General features: G+C 40.2%; 18 protein-coding genes and 1 pseudogene. 15 read left to right on the top strand and 4 right to left on the bottom strand.

What is annotated here, in order from left to right; genetic code table 11:
• Positions 1 to 72: 72 nt before the first annotated feature.
• Both E2H97_RS10610 and aat read right to left on the bottom strand, forming a co-directional pair.
• Positions 73 to 801, bottom strand: a complete 729-nt coding sequence (locus E2H97_RS10610; RefSeq protein WP_133407114.1) for an arginyltransferase — start codon at positions 799 to 801, stop codon at positions 73 to 75.
• A 3-nt stretch (positions 802 to 804) separates the two neighbouring features.
• Positions 805 to 1509, bottom strand: a complete 705-nt coding sequence (aat, locus tag E2H97_RS10605; RefSeq protein WP_133407113.1) for a leucyl/phenylalanyl-tRNA--protein transferase — start codon at positions 1507 to 1509, stop codon at positions 805 to 807.
• Between the two features lie 52 nt (positions 1510 to 1561).
• Here aat and E2H97_RS10600 point away from each other — a divergent pair, with 52 nt between their 5' ends.
• Positions 1562 to 2029, top strand: coding sequence for an outer membrane lipoprotein (locus E2H97_RS10600; RefSeq protein WP_133407112.1), 468 nt, complete (start codon positions 1562 to 1564; stop codon positions 2027 to 2029).
• Positions 2030 to 2087: 58 nt separating this feature from the next.
• Here the strand turns inward: E2H97_RS10600 and E2H97_RS10595 are convergent, their stop codons facing one another.
• Positions 2088 to 2432, bottom strand: a complete 345-nt coding sequence (locus E2H97_RS10595; protein WP_133407111.1) for a hypothetical protein — start codon at positions 2430 to 2432, stop codon at positions 2088 to 2090.
• A gap of 173 nt (positions 2433 to 2605) precedes the next feature.
• Between E2H97_RS10595 and E2H97_RS10590 the strand changes: the two genes are divergently transcribed.
• Both E2H97_RS10590 and E2H97_RS10585 read left to right on the top strand, forming a co-directional pair.
• Positions 2606 to 3358 carry a Nif3-like dinuclear metal center hexameric protein gene (locus tag E2H97_RS10590; protein ID WP_133408621.1) on the top strand — a complete coding sequence of 251 codons (753 nt, stop codon included), beginning with the start codon at positions 2606 to 2608 and terminating at the stop codon, positions 3356 to 3358.
• A gap of 169 nt (positions 3359 to 3527) precedes the next feature.
• A complete protein-coding gene (locus E2H97_RS10585; RefSeq protein ID WP_170308289.1) occupies positions 3528 to 4535 on the top strand; it encodes an opioid growth factor receptor-related protein in 1008 nt (335 codons plus the stop codon).
• 84 nt (positions 4536 to 4619) lie between these two features.
• Here E2H97_RS10585 and metG read toward each other — a convergent pair whose 3' ends face one another.
• Positions 4620 to 6671, bottom strand: a complete 2052-nt coding sequence (gene metG, locus E2H97_RS10580; protein ID WP_281279962.1) for a methionine--tRNA ligase — start codon at positions 6669 to 6671, stop codon at positions 4620 to 4622.
• A 250-nt stretch (positions 6672 to 6921) separates the two neighbouring features.
• Between metG and apbC the strand changes: the two are divergent.
• From apbC to E2H97_RS10520, 12 genes and pseudogenes are all read left to right on the top strand, one after another.
• Positions 6922 to 7725, top strand: a pseudogene (gene apbC, locus E2H97_RS10575) (iron-sulfur cluster carrier protein ApbC); the annotation flags it as partial.
• Positions 7726 to 7734: 9 nt separating this feature from the next.
• Positions 7735 to 8376, top strand: a complete 642-nt coding sequence (udk, locus tag E2H97_RS10570) for a uridine kinase (RefSeq protein ID WP_133407107.1) — start codon at positions 7735 to 7737, stop codon at positions 8374 to 8376.
• Between the two features lie 67 nt (positions 8377 to 8443).
• Positions 8444 to 9025, top strand: coding sequence for a dCTP deaminase (gene dcd, locus E2H97_RS10565; protein WP_133407106.1), 582 nt, complete (start codon positions 8444 to 8446; stop codon positions 9023 to 9025).
• A 2-nt stretch (positions 9026 to 9027) separates the two neighbouring features.
• A complete protein-coding gene (gene pabC / locus E2H97_RS10560; RefSeq protein ID WP_133407105.1) occupies positions 9028 to 9876 on the top strand; it encodes an aminodeoxychorismate lyase in 849 nt (282 codons plus the stop codon).
• Positions 9873 to 10871, top strand: a complete 999-nt coding sequence (mltG, locus tag E2H97_RS10555) for an endolytic transglycosylase MltG (protein ID WP_133407104.1) — start codon at positions 9873 to 9875, stop codon at positions 10869 to 10871. The genes pabC and mltG overlap by 4 nt, the downstream gene beginning before the upstream one ends.
• Positions 10868 to 11503 carry a dTMP kinase gene (gene tmk / locus E2H97_RS10550; protein ID WP_133407103.1) on the top strand — a complete coding sequence of 212 codons (636 nt, stop codon included), beginning with the start codon at positions 10868 to 10870 and terminating at the stop codon, positions 11501 to 11503. The genes mltG and tmk overlap by 4 nt, the downstream gene beginning before the upstream one ends.
• Positions 11491 to 12417 (top strand): DNA polymerase III subunit delta', encoded by a 927-nt coding sequence (gene holB / locus E2H97_RS10545; protein WP_133407102.1) that lies wholly within the window; start codon positions 11491 to 11493, stop codon positions 12415 to 12417. The genes tmk and holB overlap by 13 nt, the downstream gene beginning before the upstream one ends.
• 49 nt (positions 12418 to 12466) lie before the next feature.
• Entirely contained in the window at positions 12467 to 13378 is a 912-nt protein-coding gene (locus tag E2H97_RS10540) for a class I SAM-dependent methyltransferase (RefSeq protein ID WP_133407101.1), read from the top strand.
• 746 nt (positions 13379 to 14124) lie between these two features.
• Positions 14125 to 15552, top strand: a complete 1428-nt coding sequence (locus E2H97_RS10535) for a tetratricopeptide repeat protein (RefSeq protein WP_133407100.1) — start codon at positions 14125 to 14127, stop codon at positions 15550 to 15552.
• A complete protein-coding gene (locus tag E2H97_RS10530; protein WP_133407099.1) occupies positions 15549 to 17711 on the top strand; it encodes a type I secretion system permease/ATPase in 2163 nt (720 codons plus the stop codon). The genes E2H97_RS10535 and E2H97_RS10530 overlap by 4 nt, the downstream gene beginning before the upstream one ends.
• Positions 17711 to 19150 (top strand): HlyD family type I secretion periplasmic adaptor subunit, encoded by a 1440-nt coding sequence (locus E2H97_RS10525; RefSeq protein WP_133407098.1) that lies wholly within the window; start codon positions 17711 to 17713, stop codon positions 19148 to 19150. Before E2H97_RS10530 ends, E2H97_RS10525 begins: the two co-directional genes overlap by 1 nt.
• Complete coding sequence (locus tag E2H97_RS10520) at positions 19151 to 20134, top strand: AraC family transcriptional regulator (protein WP_133407097.1); 984 nt, start codon at positions 19151 to 19153, stop codon at positions 20132 to 20134.
• The last annotated feature ends 21 nt before the right edge of the window (positions 20135 to 20155 follow it).

The raw sequence follows: 20155 nt of genomic DNA, 5'->3' as shown, positions 1-20155 counted from the left end.
CCCAATTTCTGATGTAAGTAAAGGGGCGGTGCATAAAACATGACCTTCAGCAGCTGGTTGACAAGATTATGACTATGGAGAAAGCTCTTCTTGAATAAGCCAACCCGCATCGGTCAGTAATTGGTACGGCTGATACTTGGTTTTGTAATTCATCTTTCGGCAAGCATCAATTTGATAACCAAGATAAACATAGTCTTTATTAAGTTGCTTAGCCAGTTCGATGGTTAGCAAAATCATATGACTACCCAAAGAATGTTTATGGTATTCAGGATCAAAAAAACTGTAAATCGCACTGATGTTTTTACTTAAAACATCAATAACAGCAACACCAATTAAGCGTTTCTCATCATAGACTTCAATATAGTTATCGTTTAACCAGTCACATAACAAGAATTGGTCAAATTGTTCTTGAGATGCAGGATACATAGAACCATCTTGGTGACGTTTATTAATATACTTTTCGTACAGAGGGTAATAGTCTGAATTTATTTGGGTTGTATGGCGCCATGTAAACTGATGATTTTGCTTTAAAGTCCGTTTTTGTCGGCGCGATGGTTTAAAGTCTATGGCAGGAATTCTGATGGACTGACAGGCTGAACAACTTGGGCAATGTGGCTTGTATATGGCGTTACCGCTGCGTCGAAATCCCAGACCGAGCATGCGCTCATATAAACCTGCTTCAACAACAGTGTCTGTCAGAGTGAGTAACTGTTCTTGTTTATCATCTAGATAACTGCAGGGAAATGCTTGAGTTAACCCCAAATATATCGCGTTTTCTTTGGGTGACGTTGTTTCTGTCATGACTTACTCCCTCAATACAACGGGTTTCCAACAGTCTGAAACTGTATTTTTTTCTCTTAATACTGATAATAGCTGGATAAAGTCTTTTCGGGATATTTCTTTTGCTCCCATACTCTGCAAGTGTGGGTTCATAAGTTGGGTGTCCAATAATTCATACTCTGAAGCTTGTAGATGCATATCTAAGGCTATCATGGCAATTTTTGAGGCATTGGTCTTAGTGTGAAACATTGATTCTCCACAAAACACTTTACCTACTGAAATGCCGTATAAACCACCAATAAGTCCATCATTTTCCCAAACTTCAATTGAGTGTGCTTGACCCAAATGATGAAGTTTGATGTATGCTTGCTCAATGGCTTTTGTAATCCATGTACCTTGTTCATCGGCTCTAAGATTTGCACATTGATGTATGACTTGGTCAAAAGCATGATTAATGGTAATTTTCCAGTTATGTCTTCGATTAAACTTAGCTAAACTTTTACTGATATGGAGTTGGCCGGGAAGAATAATTGCTCTTGGATCGGGTGACCACCATAAGACAGGGTCGTCTTCATTAAACCATGGGAAAATACCACTATAATAAGCTTGTAACAAACGCTTCGAGCTTAAATCACCGCCTACAGCTAATAAGCCGTTAGGCTCATCAAGAGCGTGATTGACAGGTGGAAAGGAAACAGTGTCATCGGATAAAAAAGTTAATGATTGCAAATTCGTACTTTATTGAAGTCATCAATGTTTATAACTTAACGGAAATCGACCTATGTTAAAACCCATAAACTATTTTCTATTAATATTACTGATATTAAGCAGTTATACGTTTGCTGGCCCATACGATCGAAATACAGCGCAGCCCGTAGAAAAAGTAGTATACGGTGGTGTCATTTCTGTACGTAATATTACCAAGCAAGAACTAATAAAAGACAGAAATCAAGGGTGGAGAACTTTTGGAGGTGCCTTGTTAGGTGGCGTTATCGGGAATCAATTTGGTAAAGGTTCTGGGCGAGATGTAGCAACAGCTTTAGGGGCGATCATTGGTGGAGGAATCGCTCGAAATAACCACCGGCCCGAGTATAGAACTTATAAGTTAGTTGAGTTAATGATAAAACAAGACGATGGACAAACAGTTCGGGTAATTCAGGACTTTGATCCAGGGATGGTATTTCATCCAAAAGATAAAGTCAGAGTTGTTTATTTAACAGGGTTTGTGAGAGTCGACAAAGCGATGTAGCAATAAAAAAACCTCCAGCAACGGAGGTTTTTTATTGAAGTAAAGCTATCAATTCAGCTTAGAAGCCGCGTGGAAGGGTAACTGTGCCACCTAAAGAGAATAGGTAGTCTAACCAATATTCTTTCGGTAGTTTTCCTTCTGTATTATCAGCTGATTTCTTTGTAGAAGGCTTTGCTTTTTTCTCAGCCTTTGGTTTAGCCGTTTCTTTTTTTACTTCTACAACAGGACTGCTTTCAGAGCCAAATGATGCAAGCATAGTTTCTAGCTCGCTGAAACGCATTGACTTACCACCATCAATTTTATACCAGCTTCCCTTTTGTTCTATGGTTACATCACGACCTTCATGCTTTTTTATTGCTGCCGTGAGTGCTGAGATAGTCTCTTCTTTGCTTAATGTCGCCATGGGTTATAACCTAATTATTATTAAACTGTTACAAAACAATTGAGTGATTTTAGCGTTTATTTGTGGAAAATGTCCAATTTCCAGCGTCATTCGCCGAATTTAGAGTCAAATAGCAGGTTTTAGCGTGATAAAATTCAAAAAAAACTAATAGCTTTCGTGTGAGATATAAAATGATAACTCGTGATGAATTGGTAAAATACCTTGATGATTATTTACAAACATTCAAATTTAAGGATTACGCGCCTAACGGTTTGCAGGTAGAAGGTAAGAATAATATATCAAACATAGTAACTGGTGTGACAGCCAGCCAAGCTTTAATCGATGCCGCAATTGAGGTAAATGCGGATGCGATTTTGGTACATCATGGGTATTTTTGGAAAGGTGAACCACAAGTCATTACCGGAATGAAACAGAAGCGAATTAAGGCGCTGTTAATTAACGACATTAATTTGATGGGCTATCACTTGCCTGTTGATGCTCATCATCAAGTTGGAAATAACGTCCAATTAGGGAAAAAGCTAGGAATACACAATATTCAAGTTGTTGAAAGTGTCTCGCAAGATCTACTATGGCAAGGCGAATTGAGCAAAGCTATTTCGGCTAGTGAATTCAAAAATCAGTTAACGCAAACCCTTGGCAGAGAAGCGCTCCATATCGGGGATGTAAAGCAAGTAATCAAATCTATTGCTTGGTGTACTGGTGGTGCACAAGATTATATCGATACAGCTGCTCAACTAGGCGTTGATGCCTATATCAGCGGTGAAGTTTCTGAAAGAACTTTCCATAGTGCTGTTGAGCAAGGGATTCATTATTTTGCTGCAGGACATCATGCTACAGAAAGGTTCGGCATTCAGGCTCTTGGAGAACACCTTGCTAACCAATTTGATTTGAAGCATCAATTTATAGATATTCCTAATCCAGTCTAATACGTTAAATTCTGTTCATAATTCACTATCAACACGCCATTCTTGCTAAATTAGCCGCATTGTAAGTTGATGTGGAAAAGTTATGAGTGGTGTTGCTGTTAGTTTATCGAGTACTAATTGTTGCCTGCCGTCATCCAGAAGTATAACTGAAGCTGAGATTAGGCATGTAATGAGCTTAAGGAAAGAAAAAGACCTTGTGGATTCGACTACATCCGGTGATAAGGCAAAAGACTGGGTTTGCGGAACATCAAAGGTAAGAGCAACACACGCGATATATCAAATTTATCACGCTCAATACTGCAGGGAAGCAATGTACGCTATGGCAGAGTTCATGAGTTATGTTGGAAATGAGAGTGAGTTAAGGCCTAAGGTTACACTAGAAAGTGAAGGGCGCTATCGTTTCGCCATTGTAGATGATAATCAAGATGAAATAGTTACATTAAATAAAGATCTTACTTGGATAAATTTACCAACAACCCCCACTGTTATAGTCTCGCCACCTGTATCGTTTCCTGATGAGAGAACCAGCTTGCTAGAAGAGCATACTGCTTCAGGACATAACCTTCCTCGAGTAAAAGTGAGTTCGACAGCCGAACGCTCGCCTAGAGTTGAAAACTCAATGACAAAGCATTGGTTGAAATCTCTTCAGGACGATGCTTACCAAGCCCCCGGTGCAAAATACACATTTGAACAAATTAGGAACATGGAGCCTGATGTACTAGACAGAAACAAAAGCTATTTCCAGTTACTTTTCCCTACAAGTCAAAAGCATGAAAGCAAAGGTAAAGGCGCTTTACTAACCAAGCCTATGGCGGTTGAGATACAAGAGAGCGAGCATTTACAACAGTGTGTTGCAGCACGTTTAGATTTTATGCTGGATTTCTGGGGGTTGAAACGTGAAGGTAATCGAGTTTCTATTACTGATGAAGTTAAAGCTCAAAGTAGGTGGGAAAAGGCAACATACGACCATAATATGGACCGCATTTGTCAAACAGTGCAATTTTTAAAACAAGTGGGTTTTGAAGATTGTGCTATGAGTTTACATGATGTTCTCACTGAGTATTTACCAGTTAACGCAGCAAGAGGTAGAGATAAAAGTAAACTAGAAAAAGTTACGTTAACTTTAAGACAGAAATTAGATGCTCAAAATTTGGGGTATCGGGTCGTAAGCTTATAATCAAAAGATTAGGGCGTGAATATGGTCTAGTTTGGAGAGCAGAGGGCTTTGTTTACTAAGCCCTCTGATGCTAGTGTGAGTTAATTATTTTACACGCATACCTGGTTGTGCGCCTTCATGGGGCTCTAAAATCCAAAGATCTTTGCCACCAGGACCTGCGGCTAACACCATACCTTCAGAAATACCAAACTTCATTTTACGTGGAGCAAGGTTTGCAACCATAACCGTAAGCTTACCTTCTAAATCTTCAGGGTTATAGGCAGACTTAATGCCCGCAAATACTTGTTTGGTTTCGCCACCTAAATCGAGTTGGAATTTAAGCAGTTTATCAGCGCCTTCAACGTGTTCGGCTTTAGCAATTTTTGCAATGCGAAGATCTAACTTAGCAAAGTCATTAAATTCGATGGTATCTGAGATTGGATCATCAGCAAGTGGACCTGTAGCTTCTGGCTGTGCAGGAGCAGTCGCAGCTTCTAAGTGTTCTTTAGACGCTTCAACCATAGTATTCACTTTATCCATTTCAATACGTTGCATCATAGGTTTGAATGCATTGATTTCATGGTTAGCAAAATCAGCATCTAGGCTATCCCAAGTCAGTTCAACATTCATGAAGGCTTCAACATCTTGTGATAGACGTGGAAGAACAGGCTTCAAGTAAGTCACTAGAACACGGAATAGATTTAATGCCGTGCTGCATACTTGGTGAGCTAAAGGTTGCTTGTCTTCTTCCTTGATAAGCTTCCAAGGTTCCATTTCAGCAACGTAAGCGTTGGCGATATCAGCCAGTGCCATAATGTCACGCATGGCTTTACCAAATTCACGGGCTTCATAGCTTTCAGCGATCGCATCTTTCTTAGCAATAAATTGCTCGATAAGTGCTTTATCTTCGATAGCCGCTAACTTTCCATCAAAACGTTTTTTGATAAAACCAGCAGTGCGAGAAGCAAGGTTTACTAATTTACCAACTAAGTCAGAATTCACACGTTGAGCAAAATCTTCAAGGTTCAGATCTAAATCATCAATACGGCTGTTTAGCTTGGCTGCATAATAATAACGTAGGTACTCAGGATCTAAATGCTCAAGATAAGTACGAGCCTTGATGAAAGTGCCTTTCGACTTAGACATTTTGGCACCGTTAACCGTGACAAAGCCATGAACATACACGTTGTTAGGTTGGCGATAGCCAGAACCTTTAAGCATTGCAGGCCAGAATAAGCTGTGGAAGTACATGATGTCTTTACCGATGAAGTGATACACTTCAGCATCAGAATCTTGCTTCCAGAATTCGTTGAAATCTAAGTCACCACGTTTGTCACACAGATTTTTGAATGACCCCATATAACCGATAGGTGCATCTAGCCAAACGTAGAAGTATTTGCCTTCAGCACCTGGAATTTCAAAACCGAAATATGGTGCGTCACGAGTGATATCCCATTGTTGTAGACCTTGCTCAAACCATTCATTCAGCTTATTCGCCATTTCTTGTTGTAGTGAACCTGAGTGAGTCCATTCTTTCAGCATGTCTTCAAACGCAGGTAAGTCGAAGAAGAAGTGCTCAGTATCTTTCATTACTGGTGTAGCACCAGAAACCGCTGATTTAGGGTTAATTAAATCTGTCGGGCTATAGGTCGCGCTACACACATCGCAGTTATCACCGTATTGTTCTTCAGCCTTACATTTTGGGCAAGTGCCTTTTACAAAGCGATCTGGTAAGAACATGGATTTTTCAGGATCGAATAGCTGAGAAATGGTACGCGTCTTGATGTAACCGTTTTCTTTTAGCTTAAGATAAATTTCACTCGCCAACGATTTGTTTTCTTCACTGTGAGTAGTGTGATAGTTATCGAAAGCGATTCTAAAATCGGCAAAATCTTGCTCATGTTCTTTTTGAACTGCAGCAATCATTTCTTCTGGCTTAATACCCATTTGTTGAGCTTTAAGCATGATTGGGGTGCCATGAGCGTCGTCAGCACAAACGAAATGACATTCATGACCACGAAGCTTTTGATAACGTGTCCAAATATCAGTTTTGATAAAACCAAGCATGTGGCCTAGATGAATAGAGCCGTTGGCGTATGGAAGTGCATAAGTCGCTAAGATTTTGCGTTGAGTGTCAGCCATTTTCTTATTTCGTATAAATATTTCGTACAATTGCTGGCATCTTAACTGATGTGCTTGAATTTTTCATTAATGAAAGTGGATTAGCGGGCTTATTTGTAATCAAAAAAAATACTTTGGATAAATATTTAAGTTTATTGATGTGTTCGCTCTAAAAATAATCGCTCAACAAGACGAATATCACGTTTATCTGGTAAACTTGGGCAAATTTTTCTGCGGGTTGCGTAAACGCATTATGAATCCACCAAATCAGAACTCTTCACCTTTATTAAAATCGGTTAAGCATGTAATTGCCGTTGCATCGGGTAAAGGTGGTGTTGGTAAGTCAACAACCACGGTAAACCTTGCACTTGCAATGGCGAAAACTGGAGCGAAAGTTGGAGTATTAGATGCGGATATTTATGGTCCGTCTATCCCACTTATGCTTGGAGTAGAGAGCTTCAAGCCTGATGCGGTTGGTGATAAGAAAATGACGGCAGCATCGGTTCACGGTATTACTGCTCAATCCATTGGTTTTTTAATCAACAGTGAAGATGCCGCTATCTGGCGTGGTCCAATGGCGGCAGGTGCATTAACGCAATTAATGAACGAAACGGCTTGGCCTGAGCTAGATTATCTATTTGTTGATATGCCTCCAGGTACTGGGGATATCCAGTTAACGCTATCTCAAAAAGTGCCTTTAACAGGTGCCGTAATCGTAACCACACCTCAAGATGTTGCTTTATCTGATGCTCGGAAAGGGATTCAGATGTTCCAAAAGGTTAACGTGCCAATTTTGGGCGTAGTGGAAAATATGAGCATTCATATTTGTAGCCAATGTAACCATCAAGAACCTATTTTTGGTGAACAAGGTGGCAAACGCACCGCAGAACAATATCAAGTTCCATTTTTGGGAGCATTACCGTTACAACTCAGTATTCGGGAAGCTATGGATATGGGTAAGCCAACTTTGGTTTCAGACCCAGACTCTGCCATTAGTGATTTATATATTCAGATTGCTAACCAAATTGTGAAGCAAGTTGCAGCTCAGCAACAATCAAGTGTCTCTATTAGTATTTCAGATGATGAGTAAGGTATAAGTATGAATTCTCAGCAGTGTGTGATCATCGCTATCGCAGGAGCTTCAGCCTCAGGAAAGAGTTTAATTGCAAGGACGATTTTTGATGAACTTAGACGTGATCTAGGAACGGACCAAATTGCCGTAATTAACGAAGATGCCTACTATCATGATCAAAGCCACATGACGATGGAAGAAAGAGTTAAAACTAACTATGACCATCCACAGTCTATGGATCACGCTTTACTTAGAGAGCACCTTTTGGATCTGAAAGCGGGAAATGATATTGAGATCCCGCAATATTGCTATGTAACTCATACTCGCAAGCCTGATGAGACAAACCATATCACGCCTAAAAAAGTCATTATTCTTGAGGGAATTTTACTGCTGACCGACCCTAAGCTAAGAGAGCTTTTTGATGCGAGCGTGTTCATGGATACTCCGCTAGATATCTGCTTCTTACGTCGTTTACAGCGTGATGTTGAAGAGCGTGGTCGTACAATGGAGTCGGTTATCTCACAGTATAAAAAGACTGTTCGCCCTATGTTTATGCAGTTTATAGAACCTTCTAAGCAATATGCTGATATTATTGTTCCAAGAGGCGGTAAAAACCGTATTGCAACCGACATTTTAAAAGCCAGAATTCAGCATTTATTGGCGAAGTAACCCACTAGCTAAGGTTATTGATGTTAGTGGAAGGACATTGTATTTGGCACAAGGAATCTAATTAGAAATGCGATTAACTGATATTGAAATCGAAAAAGCGTTAGACAACCAAGAAATTATTATTACTCCACGACCAGAGCCCGAAGCTATTTCGGGAGTCAGCATGGATGTTCGATTAGGTAATCAGTTTCGTGTATTTAAAGATCACACCGCACCATTCATTGATTTAAGTGGTCCTAGCGCTGATGTGCAAGCGGCACTAGACAGAGTTATGAGCGAGCAAATTGATATTCCTGATGGGGAAGCATTCTTCCTTCATCCTGGGGAATTAGCGCTCGCTGTGACTTATGAAAGTGTTACTTTACCCCCAGATATTGTGGGTTGGTTAGACGGTCGCTCGTCATTGGCTCGATTGGGGTTGATGGTACACGTTACAGCTCATCGTATTGATCCAGGCTGGCAAGGAAAAATTGTTTTAGAGTTTTACAACAGTGGCAAATTGCCGCTGGCATTGCGACCAAACATGACCATTGGCGCGTTGAACTTTGAGCGACTTTCTACTCCAGTAGCTAGACCTTATAACAAACGTAAAAGTGCCAAGTATAAAGATCAACAAGAAGCTGTAGCCAGTCGTATTAGTCAGGATTGATAATGCAGAAGTTATGGATTAATGGTCAGAGTGAATCTGATTTGCAGGGAAAGCATTGCAACGCCTTTGATCGAGGAATGGCCTATGGTGATGGACTATTTGCAACAATGCGAATAGATTCACATGGGCAAATTCAGTTTCTTGATACTCATATCCAGCGGCTTACTCAAGCCGCCTTTAGACTAAATATAAAAGTAGATCAGCAATACTGGAGTCCTAATTCAGCTTTACTCGAACATCTAAAGGAAGTCTCGCTTCAACATCCTTTGCAAGGGCTAAAACTCCTCATTACTCGTGGTGTCGGTGGTCGAGGCTATCAAGCACCTGATTCATCTAGTGTTACTGAGTTGGTTTCAGTATTTCCACTGCCAGAACAATATTCAAATTGGCAAAAGCAAGGTATAAAGCTTCAAAGTTCAGCTATCAAATTAGCTAAGCAACCGATATTAGCTGGAATGAAACACTTGAACCGTTTAGAACAAGTGATGATCAAATCTCAATCATTGAGTGAAGGTTTTCAAGATTGGCTGGTCATGGATACTGACGATATGGTGATTGAATCATCAATGGCTAATATCTTTTTTCATGATGGTGAAAAGTGGTTAACGCCGTGCCTTTCCAAAAGTGGGGTATCGGGCGTGATGCGTGAACAAGTCATTCAGAGGTTACTTGAATCTGGTGAGCACGTTGAAGTTCAGTCCATCCCCAAAGAAAAATTTCAGCATATGCAACATTCTTTTATCACCAATAGCTTGATGGGCGTGGTTGATATTGTGCAAATAGATGACAAGGTGTTCGATAAAAGTTCGATAACTGAGACTCTGAGATCTCAGTTAGGAGTCAGCTTATGAAATGGCTGAAAATAGTGCTTTCTGTTTTGTTTATTACTGTGATTGCATCAGTGTTTGTTGTTAAGCACCAAGTCGAAGCATACATGAAGACGCCAATGAAAATCTCAGAATCGAGAGAATTGTGGGTCGAGAATGGCGCTTCGATGACAGGAACTCTAAATAAACTGGTACGTCAGGGAGATCTTACTGAGGTTTGGAAATTCAAACTCTACCTTAAGCTCTACCCCGAACATCAAAATCTACAAAAAGGCGTGTATCAGTTAACACCTCAAGATACACCGCTTTCACTCATTACTAAGTTAAACACGGGTGATGTTAAAAAATATCGCGTGACTTTGATTGAAGGGCATACGATTCAACAATGGTTAGCACTGCTTCAACGTCAACCAAGACTGGTAGTGGATAACAACATTTTTGAACAAGTCTTGGAGCTCAATGGAGACACATCAGGTAAACCTGAAGGAAAGTTCTTTCCAGATACTTATCAATATACGTCTTCGACAAAGCTGGTGGATATTCTTAACCAAAGCTATAAAAAGATGCAGGCTGAATTACAGCAAATTTGGGATAATCGAGCTAAAAATGTTCAGGTTAGTAATTCATACGAGTTGCTAATTTTGGCATCCATCATCGAAAAAGAAACGGCAAAACCGAGTGAGCGAGATATCATCTCAGCGGTATTCAATAATCGTTTACGCAAGAGAATGCGTCTGCAAACGGATCCTACGGTTATCTATGGAATGGGTGAAAGGTTTAAGGGAAATATTACTCGTAAAGATCTTAGGGAAAAAACACCATTTAATACCTATCGAATAAATGGGTTGCCACCGACTCCAATTGCGGCACCAAGTCTTGCATCCATTCAAGCCGCAGCGCATCCTGCTGATGTAAATTACTTATATTTTGTTTCTAGAAATGATGGCAGTCATATTTTTTCTAAAACATTAAGACAACACAATCGTGCTGTGAATCAGTACCAGAGAAATAGAAAATGACCGTAGAACAAGGCAAATTTATTGTTATTGAGGGCCTTGAAGGTGCTGGAAAATCTAGCGCCATCAATTTAGTTCGTGATTATATTGAAAAACACACTGGGCAAACCATTGTTTGCACTCGTGAGCCGGGTGGCACACCATTGGCTGAAAAAATGCGTGATCTAGTAAAAGTAGCTGATGACAATGATCCTCTTTGTGATGAATCAGAATGTTTACTTATTTATGCCGCAAGAGCACAGCTGATTGCCAACGTGATCAAACCAGCACTTGATAAAGGTGAATGGGTGATTGGAGATAGGCATAACTTATCTTCATTAGCCTATCAGGGAGGAGGGCGCGGTTTATCCAACCTCGTAGATTCATTAAGTGAAATTACCTTGCAAGGATTTAAACCTGACTTAACCTTGTATTTGGATATCGATCCTCAATTGGGTTTGTCACGTGCTGCAAACCGAGGAGCGCTCGATCGAATTGAACAACAAAAATTGGATTTTTTCCAACGTGCTAGAGCTCGATATTTACAAGAAGCATCAAAAGATGATTCTATTTATGTGATTGATGCAAGTCAGAATATTACCGAAGTTCATAAAGACATTATTAGCGCACTACAGGCGATGCCATGGTTAAATTAACTCAACTCTCTTGGTTAGATGATGCAAGGCAGGTTTTTTATAATCAGCTGAATAGTGATAGCTTGCCACATGCACAGCTGTTGGGCATCGAATCTGGCTATGGAGCTGAGTTATTGCTGGCACACCTTGCGCAAACGGCATTATGCGAAAAGCTCACGTCAAAAGGCGCTTGTGGTTTTTGTCGGGGCTGTCATCTAGTTGAAGCTGGAAATCACCCTGATTTACACACCATTAAACCAGATGGAAGCCAAATCAAGGTGGATCAAGTTCGTCAGCTTTGCCAAAGTCTTGCAACTACAGCACAACAAAGTGGTCGTAGAGTGGCGGTGATTCATCATTGCGAAAAGTTGAACCAAGCGGCGGCAAATGCATTGTTAAAAACCTTGGAAGAGCCCGGTGACGATACCTTGCTCTTACTGCAAACGGACTCACCTAATTTATTGATGGCAACGATTTCGAGTCGTTGTCAAAAGCTAGCAATTAAAAAGCCGGATAAAAAGCAGATATTAGATTGGTTAAGTCAACATTCTGATGTCAAAGGTGATGCTACTTGGTGCATTCCTCTCGTTGGGGGGCCTCTCGAACTGATGTTGGCTATTGATTCTGGTCACTATCAAGCTTTGCTCAATTATCGAAAAGCTTGGTCAGAAAGCTTGAGCCTTGGGCATTTAAGCCAGAGTTTTCTTGCAACTAATGACCAAGATATTGTTGATGCTTTAGATGTCCTATATTTGGTGCTTCGTCAGTTTGTGCTTCAAGGAAAATACAATGATGCCTTATTACAATCAGGTGTCATTGCATTAGCATCTGAAGTAATGCAAGTTCGACAAAAACTCACCATGATGAGTAACATCAACGCGCCAGCATTGTGCCAGCAGTTTCTTATTAAATATCGTCATTTAGTTAACTCTTGATTTAGTTAATTTCTAAATTAGATTTCTCAATTATTGGATCACTGAGTCGATGCAGTCTTTTATAACATTCATTCAGCAACTTGAAATTCCTCAAGATACCCAGCGCTTGTTTCACGGCCGAGGCGGAAGGTATCCTCAATCAGAGCATTTGTGCTTGGATTGGTTTGAACCTGTTTTGTTAATAACGAGTTTTAAACTGTTAGAGGATAGTGAACTTGAGCAAATAGTGAATGCCATCAAACAAAGATGGCAACAACTAACCACCCAAAAACCTTTAAATTTGGTTTATCAGTTTCGCTCAGGTTTAGGCACAGAAACACAACTGATTTGTGGTGAAGTGCCTGAATCTCATATCGTCACTGAAAATGGTAATCAATTTAACGTTCATTTATTAAAAGGGCAAAACCACGGTCTTTTTCTTGATATGAGAAATGGTCGCCAGTGGGTGCAACAAAACGCACAAGGCAAAAAAGTGCTTAACTTGTTTGCCTATACTTGTGGCTTTTCTATTGCAGCATTAGCTGGTGGGGCAGAATCAGTAGTAAATATTGATATGAGCAAAGGGGCGCTATCAATAGGAAAACGCAATCATAACCTTAATGACTTTGTTGGAAATGCGAGTTTCTATGGTCATGATATTTTTAAGTCTTGGGGTAAGCTCAAAAAACAAGGACCATACGATTTAATTATTGCCGATCCGCCAAGTAATCAAAAAGGTTCATTTGTAGCTACAAAGGACTATGTAAGATTACTTCGTAGATTACCTGAGCTGATGTCAGAACAGTGCGAATTACTTTTATGCTTAAATGCACCTGAATTAACACAAACGTTTTTGAAGCAACAGGTAGAAGAAGCAATGTGTGATGTAACTTTCGTCGAGCGTATTTCAAATCCGCTTGTTTACACCGACATAGATGAAGAAAAGTCGTTAAAGGTGTTTCATTACAAGAGAAAAGGCTGAAAGTCTTTCAGGTTTTTGTGATGAAACACTGTTGTTTGATACGTAGAACACACAATACGCTTACAAAACTGAAGGTTTTCTGTAATGTTTGCTTTTGTATTGCTATAATCCGCAGCAACAAAGAACAACAATAACCTTTGTACCCTACACAAGCTGCGGAGCAACAAATGGCAAACTACGAAAATCATGAAGCTTATTACCAAATCAAAGATGAAGTAATCAGCACTCTACCTCTAGATGAGTCACTTGTTCAGCAAGAAGAGCAAGATTAATAATAAGAAAGTATTTATTAAAGCCCGCAACAGCGGGCTTTTTTGTGTCTGGCTTAAGCTACACTTCAATAAAGTTTACGATAACGAAATAAAACATTCTCTCATCACTTATGACTAACTTGGTTCATCTGCATTAAAATTCATTCAAGGTTTATAGGAGTTTAGATTTAGCCCTCGTTTTAATACATTTATTACCTGAACGTTAAAAGTGCTCGGTTATCTTTCGTTCATAAATATTGTAAAAATAACAACAAGCAAGTTAATTTATAGTGATAATTTAACTGAGTAAAAATACTAACGATTAGAGTAAAAAGACTAATTCAATCAATTGTTAATCAGTAATTTCTCCCAGTGGCTAAGCAGTCATGATTTGCGTCACACAACTCGTATTCAAGCCTAAAAGTTGATTGTTCCATGCAATAAAGCTTTGTAGCTTTATTTGGAATGCGTCACAACTTTTAGGCTTATGATCAAATGAACGTTCAATCCGACAATAGTGACGTTTTATTCACTCAGGCTATTCAGCTTCATCAACAAGGTAAAATTGAACAAGCTCATTCTTGTTATCAACAATTGCTGTTTCAAAAGCCGAATCACCTATCAGCTTGGATAAACTTGGGTGTTTTAAATCGCAGACTTAAGCGGTATGAACTTGCTTTACTATGCTATCAGCGAGCGCTTGCAATAAATCCCGATGATGCAGGGATTTTAAGTAACATGGCAAACGTTTTAAAAGACAACAATCGAGTTGAACACGCAATCTATCATGCTCGAAAAGCTGTAGATATTGACCCTGAAAATGTGACCTTTAGACATAATTTGGCGATTGCATTAAGGGAAGGCAAGCAATTTGAAGCATCGTTACAGGAATTGGATACGTGTCTTTCTAAACAAGCTGATAATCCTAATTTGCAATGGGATAGATCGCTAGTTTTACTGATGATGCAGAAGTTTAGTGAGGGGTTTCCTGCATTCGAAGCTAGGTGGAAAACTGGAGACTTACCACCACCCAATGTCCCTAGTCATTGTAAGCGTTGGCAAGGACAGCCCTTCAAGGGAGAAAAACTGTTACTTCTTACAGAGCAAGGCTTTGGCGATACAATATTCTGTGCTCGGTATATTCTCTTAGCCAGTCAATTAGGAGGCGAGGTCATACTTGAGTGTAAGTCCCCATTAATGCGACTCTTTTCAACATTATCGGTAACTTTACTTTCAGTGGACGCAGAAAGGGATGGTATCGATTGGTATTGCCCTGTAATGAGTTTGCCTGGGCTGTTTTTAGGCCAAGAGCCGTTACCACCAAAGTTATATGCTCCAGAATCAATTACAAATCACTTGAGTGAACGTTTGCTTGCAGAAAGACAACATTTACAGGTTGGTATTATTTGGTCTGGAAGCGTTACTTATGGCGATAACGATAAACGTTCAATATCACTTTCAAGCTTATTACCTATATTCGAATCTTTACCAGAAGTTAGGTTTTACAGCCTTCAAAAGGGGCCCAAAGAATCAGATCTGAAAGAATTGGGTATACAAGTACTTGTACCTGATTTTGGTAGTGAGTTAGATGATTTTGCAGATACGGCAGCGGTACTTAAACAACTCGACTTATTAGTGATGACAGACAGTGCTTGTGCTCACCTTGCAGGTAGTATTGATACGCCAATCATCAACTTACTTCAATATAAACCGGGGTGGATGTATTTTCCCGAAACCTATACATGCCGTTGGTACCCGTCAATGAGAATTTTACGTCAGCAAACGCCAGGTGATTGGGAACCAGTATTGGATCAATTACAACTTCTTTTATCTGAGCTGGCGACGAACAAGCATCAAAACTTTCAACACACGGACGTGCTTACTATTCTTGATAAATTTAAAACTAGGAGTACCTGTATATGAATCAAGAGTCCACTCCTGAAATTGAAGAACAAGCAGCAGAGCCAAATGTTCCGACAGGCTTATTGTGTTTGACCATGATGTTGCAATATCTAGAAAAACCAGCCGATCCGCAAACACTACTCCATGAATTTTGTCCCGATGGCGATGATGTCGATATTATTCGTTTAGTGAGAGCGGCAAAGCAACTTAAAATCAAAGCAAGGCAGGTTAAAGTTAAGCCAAAACGATTAGAAAAAGCGCCATTTCCTTTTATTGCTCAAGATAACCAAGGACAGTTTTTCTTAGTCGCCGCCATTCGCGATGGCAAGGCGTTGATTCAAAGTCCATTAAACCAGCAGCCTGAACAATTAGAGATGGAAGAGCTCTGGCAGCGCTGGGATGGCACAGCCGTTTTTATGACCCGCCGAGCCATGCTAGCTGGGAAATCACGAAAGTTTGATATTTCTTGGTTTATCCCTGTTGTTGTCAAATATCGAAAGATGTTTAAAGAGGTGCTAGTTGCATCACTGTTTATCCAGCTTTTCGCTTTGATCACACCGTTATTTTTTCAAGTAGTAATGGATAAGGTTCTGGTACACCGAGGTTTGACAACCCTTGATGTTCTGGCTTTTGGTTTGTTGGTCATTACTTTCTTCGAGATCATACTCGGTGGGCTAAGAACCTATGTTTTCTCTCATACAACAAGTCGTGTAGATGTCGAACTAGGTGCAAGGCTATTCGATCACATGTTGCGATTACCAATCGCTTATTTTAATACTCGGCCAGTCGGTCAAGTGGTGGCAAGAGTCAGAGAACTAGAAAATATTCGTTCTTTTTTAACTGGCAACGCTCTCACCGTCGTGTTGGATTTATTATTCACCTTCGTGTTCTTTGCGGTAATGTTTTATTACTCCCCTATGCTTTCGTGGATAGTGCTTGGTTCTATCCCAATCTATATCATCATTTCTGTACTACTTACTCCCGAAATTCGGAAGCGAACGGAGGAACAATTTCAACGTGGCGCGATAAATCAATCCTTTTTAACTGAGTCCGTCACGGGTATGGAAACCCTTAAATCCATGGCAGTTGAACCTCAAATGCGACAGCGTTGGGAGGAACAGTTATCAGGTTATGTTAAGGCCAGCTTTCGAAGTGTTGTACTGGGTACCTTTGGTGGTCAGGCGGTACAATTGGTATCAAAAATTGTCACAGTAGTGTTACTTTGGCAAGGCGCACAATTGGTCATTAAAGGCGAGCTTAGTGTTGGGCAGTTGATTGCGTTTAATATGTTGTCAGGGCAAGTAGCTGCACCGATCCTTCGTCTTGCTCAGTTATGGCAAAACTTTCAGCAATTCCGAATTTCACTGGATAGGCTAGGTGATGTGCTTAATGTCCCTCAAGAACCCCAGCAGAATTTAGACAGGCCAAACCTGCCACCTGTTCAAGGTGAAATTAAGTTTTCAGATATCGTATTCCGTTATACACCTTTAGGCCCTGAGATTTTACGAGGAGTGAATTTAACCATTCCAGCTGGGCAAATTATCGGTATTGTCGGGCGTTCAGGTTCTGGAAAGTCTACGTTAACCAAGCTTATCCAGCGTCTTTATATTCCAGAGGCGGGCAAAGTGTTGGTTGATGGTAATGACTTAGCCTTACTCGATCCTGCTTGGCTTAGAAGGCAAGTCGGAGTCGTTCTTCAAGAAAATGTTCTTTTTAACCGTAGCGTTAAAGATAACATTGCTCTTTCAGATCCATCACTTTCAATGGATCAAATCATCAATGCTGCGAAGCTGGCTGGTGCTCATGAGTTTATTTTGGGATTGTCCCATGGCTATGACACGGAAATCGGTGAGCGTGGTGCAGGATTATCGGGTGGGCAGCGACAACGAATTGCCATCGCTAGAGCACTTATTACTAATCCGCGTATTTTGATCTTTGATGAAGCAACCTCTGCACTAGATTATGAGTCAGAAAGTGCAATTCAGAAAAACATGCAATCCATTTGCAAGGGACGGACAGTGATAATCATCGCTCATCGTCTATCTACCGTTCGCAGTTGCGACAGAATCATAACGATTGAAGACGGCAAAGTCATTGAAGACGGTTCTCATGAGCAGTTATTGGCTCAAAACGGCCGTTATTCAATATTGTGGGCGGCACAAAGTGGGGAGGCTTCCTAATGTTTGAAGGACTAAAAAAAATCCGTGAAATTTGGAGCGCTTCAAAAGCACAAGAAAAGGAAAACGAAAAGCATCGTATTGAACGAAAAGATGATGAACTTGAGTTTTTACCTGCGGCTGTAGAAATCCTAGAAACACCAGCCTCTCCAGCTGGGCGTACAACGGCATGGTTGATTATGGCGCTATTTGCAATCGCCATATTGTGGGCGTGGTTTGGAAAAATTGATACTGAAGCCGTGGCAATGGGTAAGCTCATTCCCGTAGGACAAGTTAAAGCGATTCAGCCTTTAGATATTGGTAAAGTTGAAGATATTTATGTGCAAGATGGACAGCATGTCGAAGCAGGGCAAAAGCTCATAAAATTAGACCCCACTGAATCTGAGGTTGATGTTAGACAAATTGAATATGAACTTAGGCAAGCACAATTAGACGAATCAAGATTACAATTGGTCTTGAAAATCATTAGCTCAGGAAAAGCCACTGCACCAGATTTGAGGGCCGAGTTGTTATCGCAGCACAAGCCTTGGGTGAAAGACGTTGATACTCCTCAGTGGGTACTACAACAGCGTTTACTTGACAGAGATTTAGATTACTTCTTTAGCACAGATACCACTTATCAAGAAACCTTAAATCAGAGAAAAGCCAGTATTGGTGCCGTTAAAGCGGAAATTCAGCGACTAAAAACGCTTGAACCATTATTCGGCGAGCAAGAAAAAGCGATTCGACAGTTACTTAAAAAGGGTCATGTATCTAAACTTGAATGGCTAAATTTTAAAGAAAAGCAAATTGAGACTACGCAAAGTCTGGTGGTGCAGATAAGTCGCCTACAAGAAGCAAAAGCGTCATTACAAGCGTTAAAAACCGAGCGTCAAACTAAGAGCTTTGAATTTCGACGAGAGCGAGTACAACAGCTACAACAAGCACAGCAAAGAGTTCAAACAGGTACTTTGACCTTATTGAAAGCCAAAGAGCGTGAGCAAAATCGCTATCTCACCTCTCCTGTAAATGGCACTGTTCAGCAACTTCAAGTCCATACCATCGGAGGTGTTGTTCAACCTGCGCAACCATTAATGGTGATCGTTCCTGATGGAGCAAAACTTGAAGCTGAAGCCATGGTATTAAACAAAGATATTGGATTCATTCATAACGGTCAGACTGTCGAGCTTAAAATAGATAGTTTTCCTTATACTCGTTATGGCTTGATTGATGGCACTGTGCGTTCAATAACTCAGGATGCTGTTAATGATGAAAAGCAAGGACCTGTATACCCAATGCGTGTAATCCTTAAACAGAAAAAAATCTTAGTTGATGATAAATGGGTGCCTTTGCAACCGGGGATGACTTTAAGTGCAGAAGTGAAAACCGGTAAAAGGAGATTGATTGAGTTTTTCTTAGCGCCGTTCTTACGTTATCAAGATGAAGCGTTGAAGGAGCGATAAATGGGGTATTCATTACCAACAGATGCCCTTGCTTTAAAGCGGGTTGCAGAGCATTTACAGCTTGATATTGCTTCTTTGGAGCAACGTTCAGGGATTAACTTTGAGTTAATCGAACAGCGAGCTTGGATACCTGCAACTCGAACGAGAAAGCTCTATTTATCAATTGCCTCGCAATTACACTGTTCTGACTTTCCAATCAAAATAGGGCTGAGTTTTTCTCCTGATACACTTGGGCCTTTAGGGATTCTTTTTTTATTATCTCCAACACTTGAACAAGGATTTAAAGCTCTAGAGAACTTCTACCCATTGCAAGATAAGAACATGCGCTTAGAAGTTAAAGTTGAAGATGAGATTACGATTATCCAAATCAACGTTGTCCAACCAATAGTAAAATACTTAAGAGATGTTATTGCTGTAAGTGCTATTTTACGTTTAGTGTCATTACTAAGGTTGAGCATGGGGGAAAGCTATCAACCCATAAAGACGTGCTTTCGTCGTGGGCTTGAATTTAAAGGGATCGAACAAGCTTTGAATTTAGAATGCTATTTTGATTGTTGTGTTGATGCCATCATAATCCCAACAAAAGATATGCATATTTCACTGCAAATGGCAGGGGAAACAATTAACAAGCAGATAAGAGAAGCCATTAGAAATTATCTCGTTTTTGATAAGGAACTTGTGCTTCCTCTTAAAAGTTTAATAAGAGAAAAAATTTCCGAAATGGATTACAACTTAGATCTTGCTGCGAGCGAGTTAAATATTTCAGTGAGAACATTACAGCGCCGATTGAAGGACATGGATTTAACTTTTAGTAAGATTGTTCAATTAGTTCGCTTAGAGTTGGCGTTAGAATTGTTTGAAGATAAAAAGTTAACGTTAGCCGATATTGCTGAACGTCTCGGTTACTCTGACGAATCTGTGTTGTCGCGCTCATTAATCCATAAATATGGGATCAAGCGTTCTAAATGCCGAAATACAATTTGAGGTGTGGCGTATTTGTAAAGT

This window comes from Parashewanella tropica (assembly GCF_004358445.1).
GTDB classification, from domain to species: domain Bacteria; phylum Pseudomonadota; class Gammaproteobacteria; order Enterobacterales; family Shewanellaceae; genus Parashewanella; species Parashewanella tropica.
This window is presented reverse-complemented; position numbering and strand designations above follow the sequence as displayed.

Excerpts from the sequence above, each read along its gene's own strand:
- E2H97_RS10610 (WP_133407114.1), bottom strand. The coding sequence starts at position 801 with ATGACAGAAACAACGTCACCCAAAGAAAACGCGATATATTTGGGGTTA.
- E2H97_RS10600 (WP_133407112.1), top strand. The coding sequence starts at position 1,562 with ATGTTAAAACCCATAAACTATTTTCTATTAATATTACTGATATTAAGC.
- E2H97_RS10595 (WP_133407111.1), bottom strand. The coding sequence starts at position 2,432 with ATGGCGACATTAAGCAAAGAAGAGACTATCTCAGCACTCACGGCAGCA.
- E2H97_RS10585 (WP_170308289.1), top strand. The coding sequence starts at position 3,528 with ATGAGCTTAAGGAAAGAAAAAGACCTTGTGGATTCGACTACATCCGGT.
- udk (WP_133407107.1), top strand. The coding sequence starts at position 7,735 with ATGAATTCTCAGCAGTGTGTGATCATCGCTATCGCAGGAGCTTCAGCC.
- dcd (WP_133407106.1), top strand. The coding sequence starts at position 8,444 with ATGCGATTAACTGATATTGAAATCGAAAAAGCGTTAGACAACCAAGAA.
- pabC (WP_133407105.1), top strand. The coding sequence starts at position 9,028 with ATGCAGAAGTTATGGATTAATGGTCAGAGTGAATCTGATTTGCAGGGA.
- mltG (WP_133407104.1), top strand. The coding sequence starts at position 9,873 with ATGAAATGGCTGAAAATAGTGCTTTCTGTTTTGTTTATTACTGTGATT.
- tmk (WP_133407103.1), top strand. The coding sequence starts at position 10,868 with ATGACCGTAGAACAAGGCAAATTTATTGTTATTGAGGGCCTTGAAGGT.
- holB (WP_133407102.1), top strand. The coding sequence starts at position 11,491 with ATGGTTAAATTAACTCAACTCTCTTGGTTAGATGATGCAAGGCAGGTT.
- E2H97_RS10540 (WP_133407101.1), top strand. The coding sequence starts at position 12,467 with ATGCAGTCTTTTATAACATTCATTCAGCAACTTGAAATTCCTCAAGAT.
- E2H97_RS10535 (WP_133407100.1), top strand. The coding sequence starts at position 14,125 with ATGAACGTTCAATCCGACAATAGTGACGTTTTATTCACTCAGGCTATT.
- E2H97_RS10530 (WP_133407099.1), top strand. The coding sequence starts at position 15,549 with ATGAATCAAGAGTCCACTCCTGAAATTGAAGAACAAGCAGCAGAGCCA.
- E2H97_RS10525 (WP_133407098.1), top strand. The coding sequence starts at position 17,711 with ATGTTTGAAGGACTAAAAAAAATCCGTGAAATTTGGAGCGCTTCAAAA.
- E2H97_RS10520 (WP_133407097.1), top strand. The coding sequence starts at position 19,151 with ATGGGGTATTCATTACCAACAGATGCCCTTGCTTTAAAGCGGGTTGCA.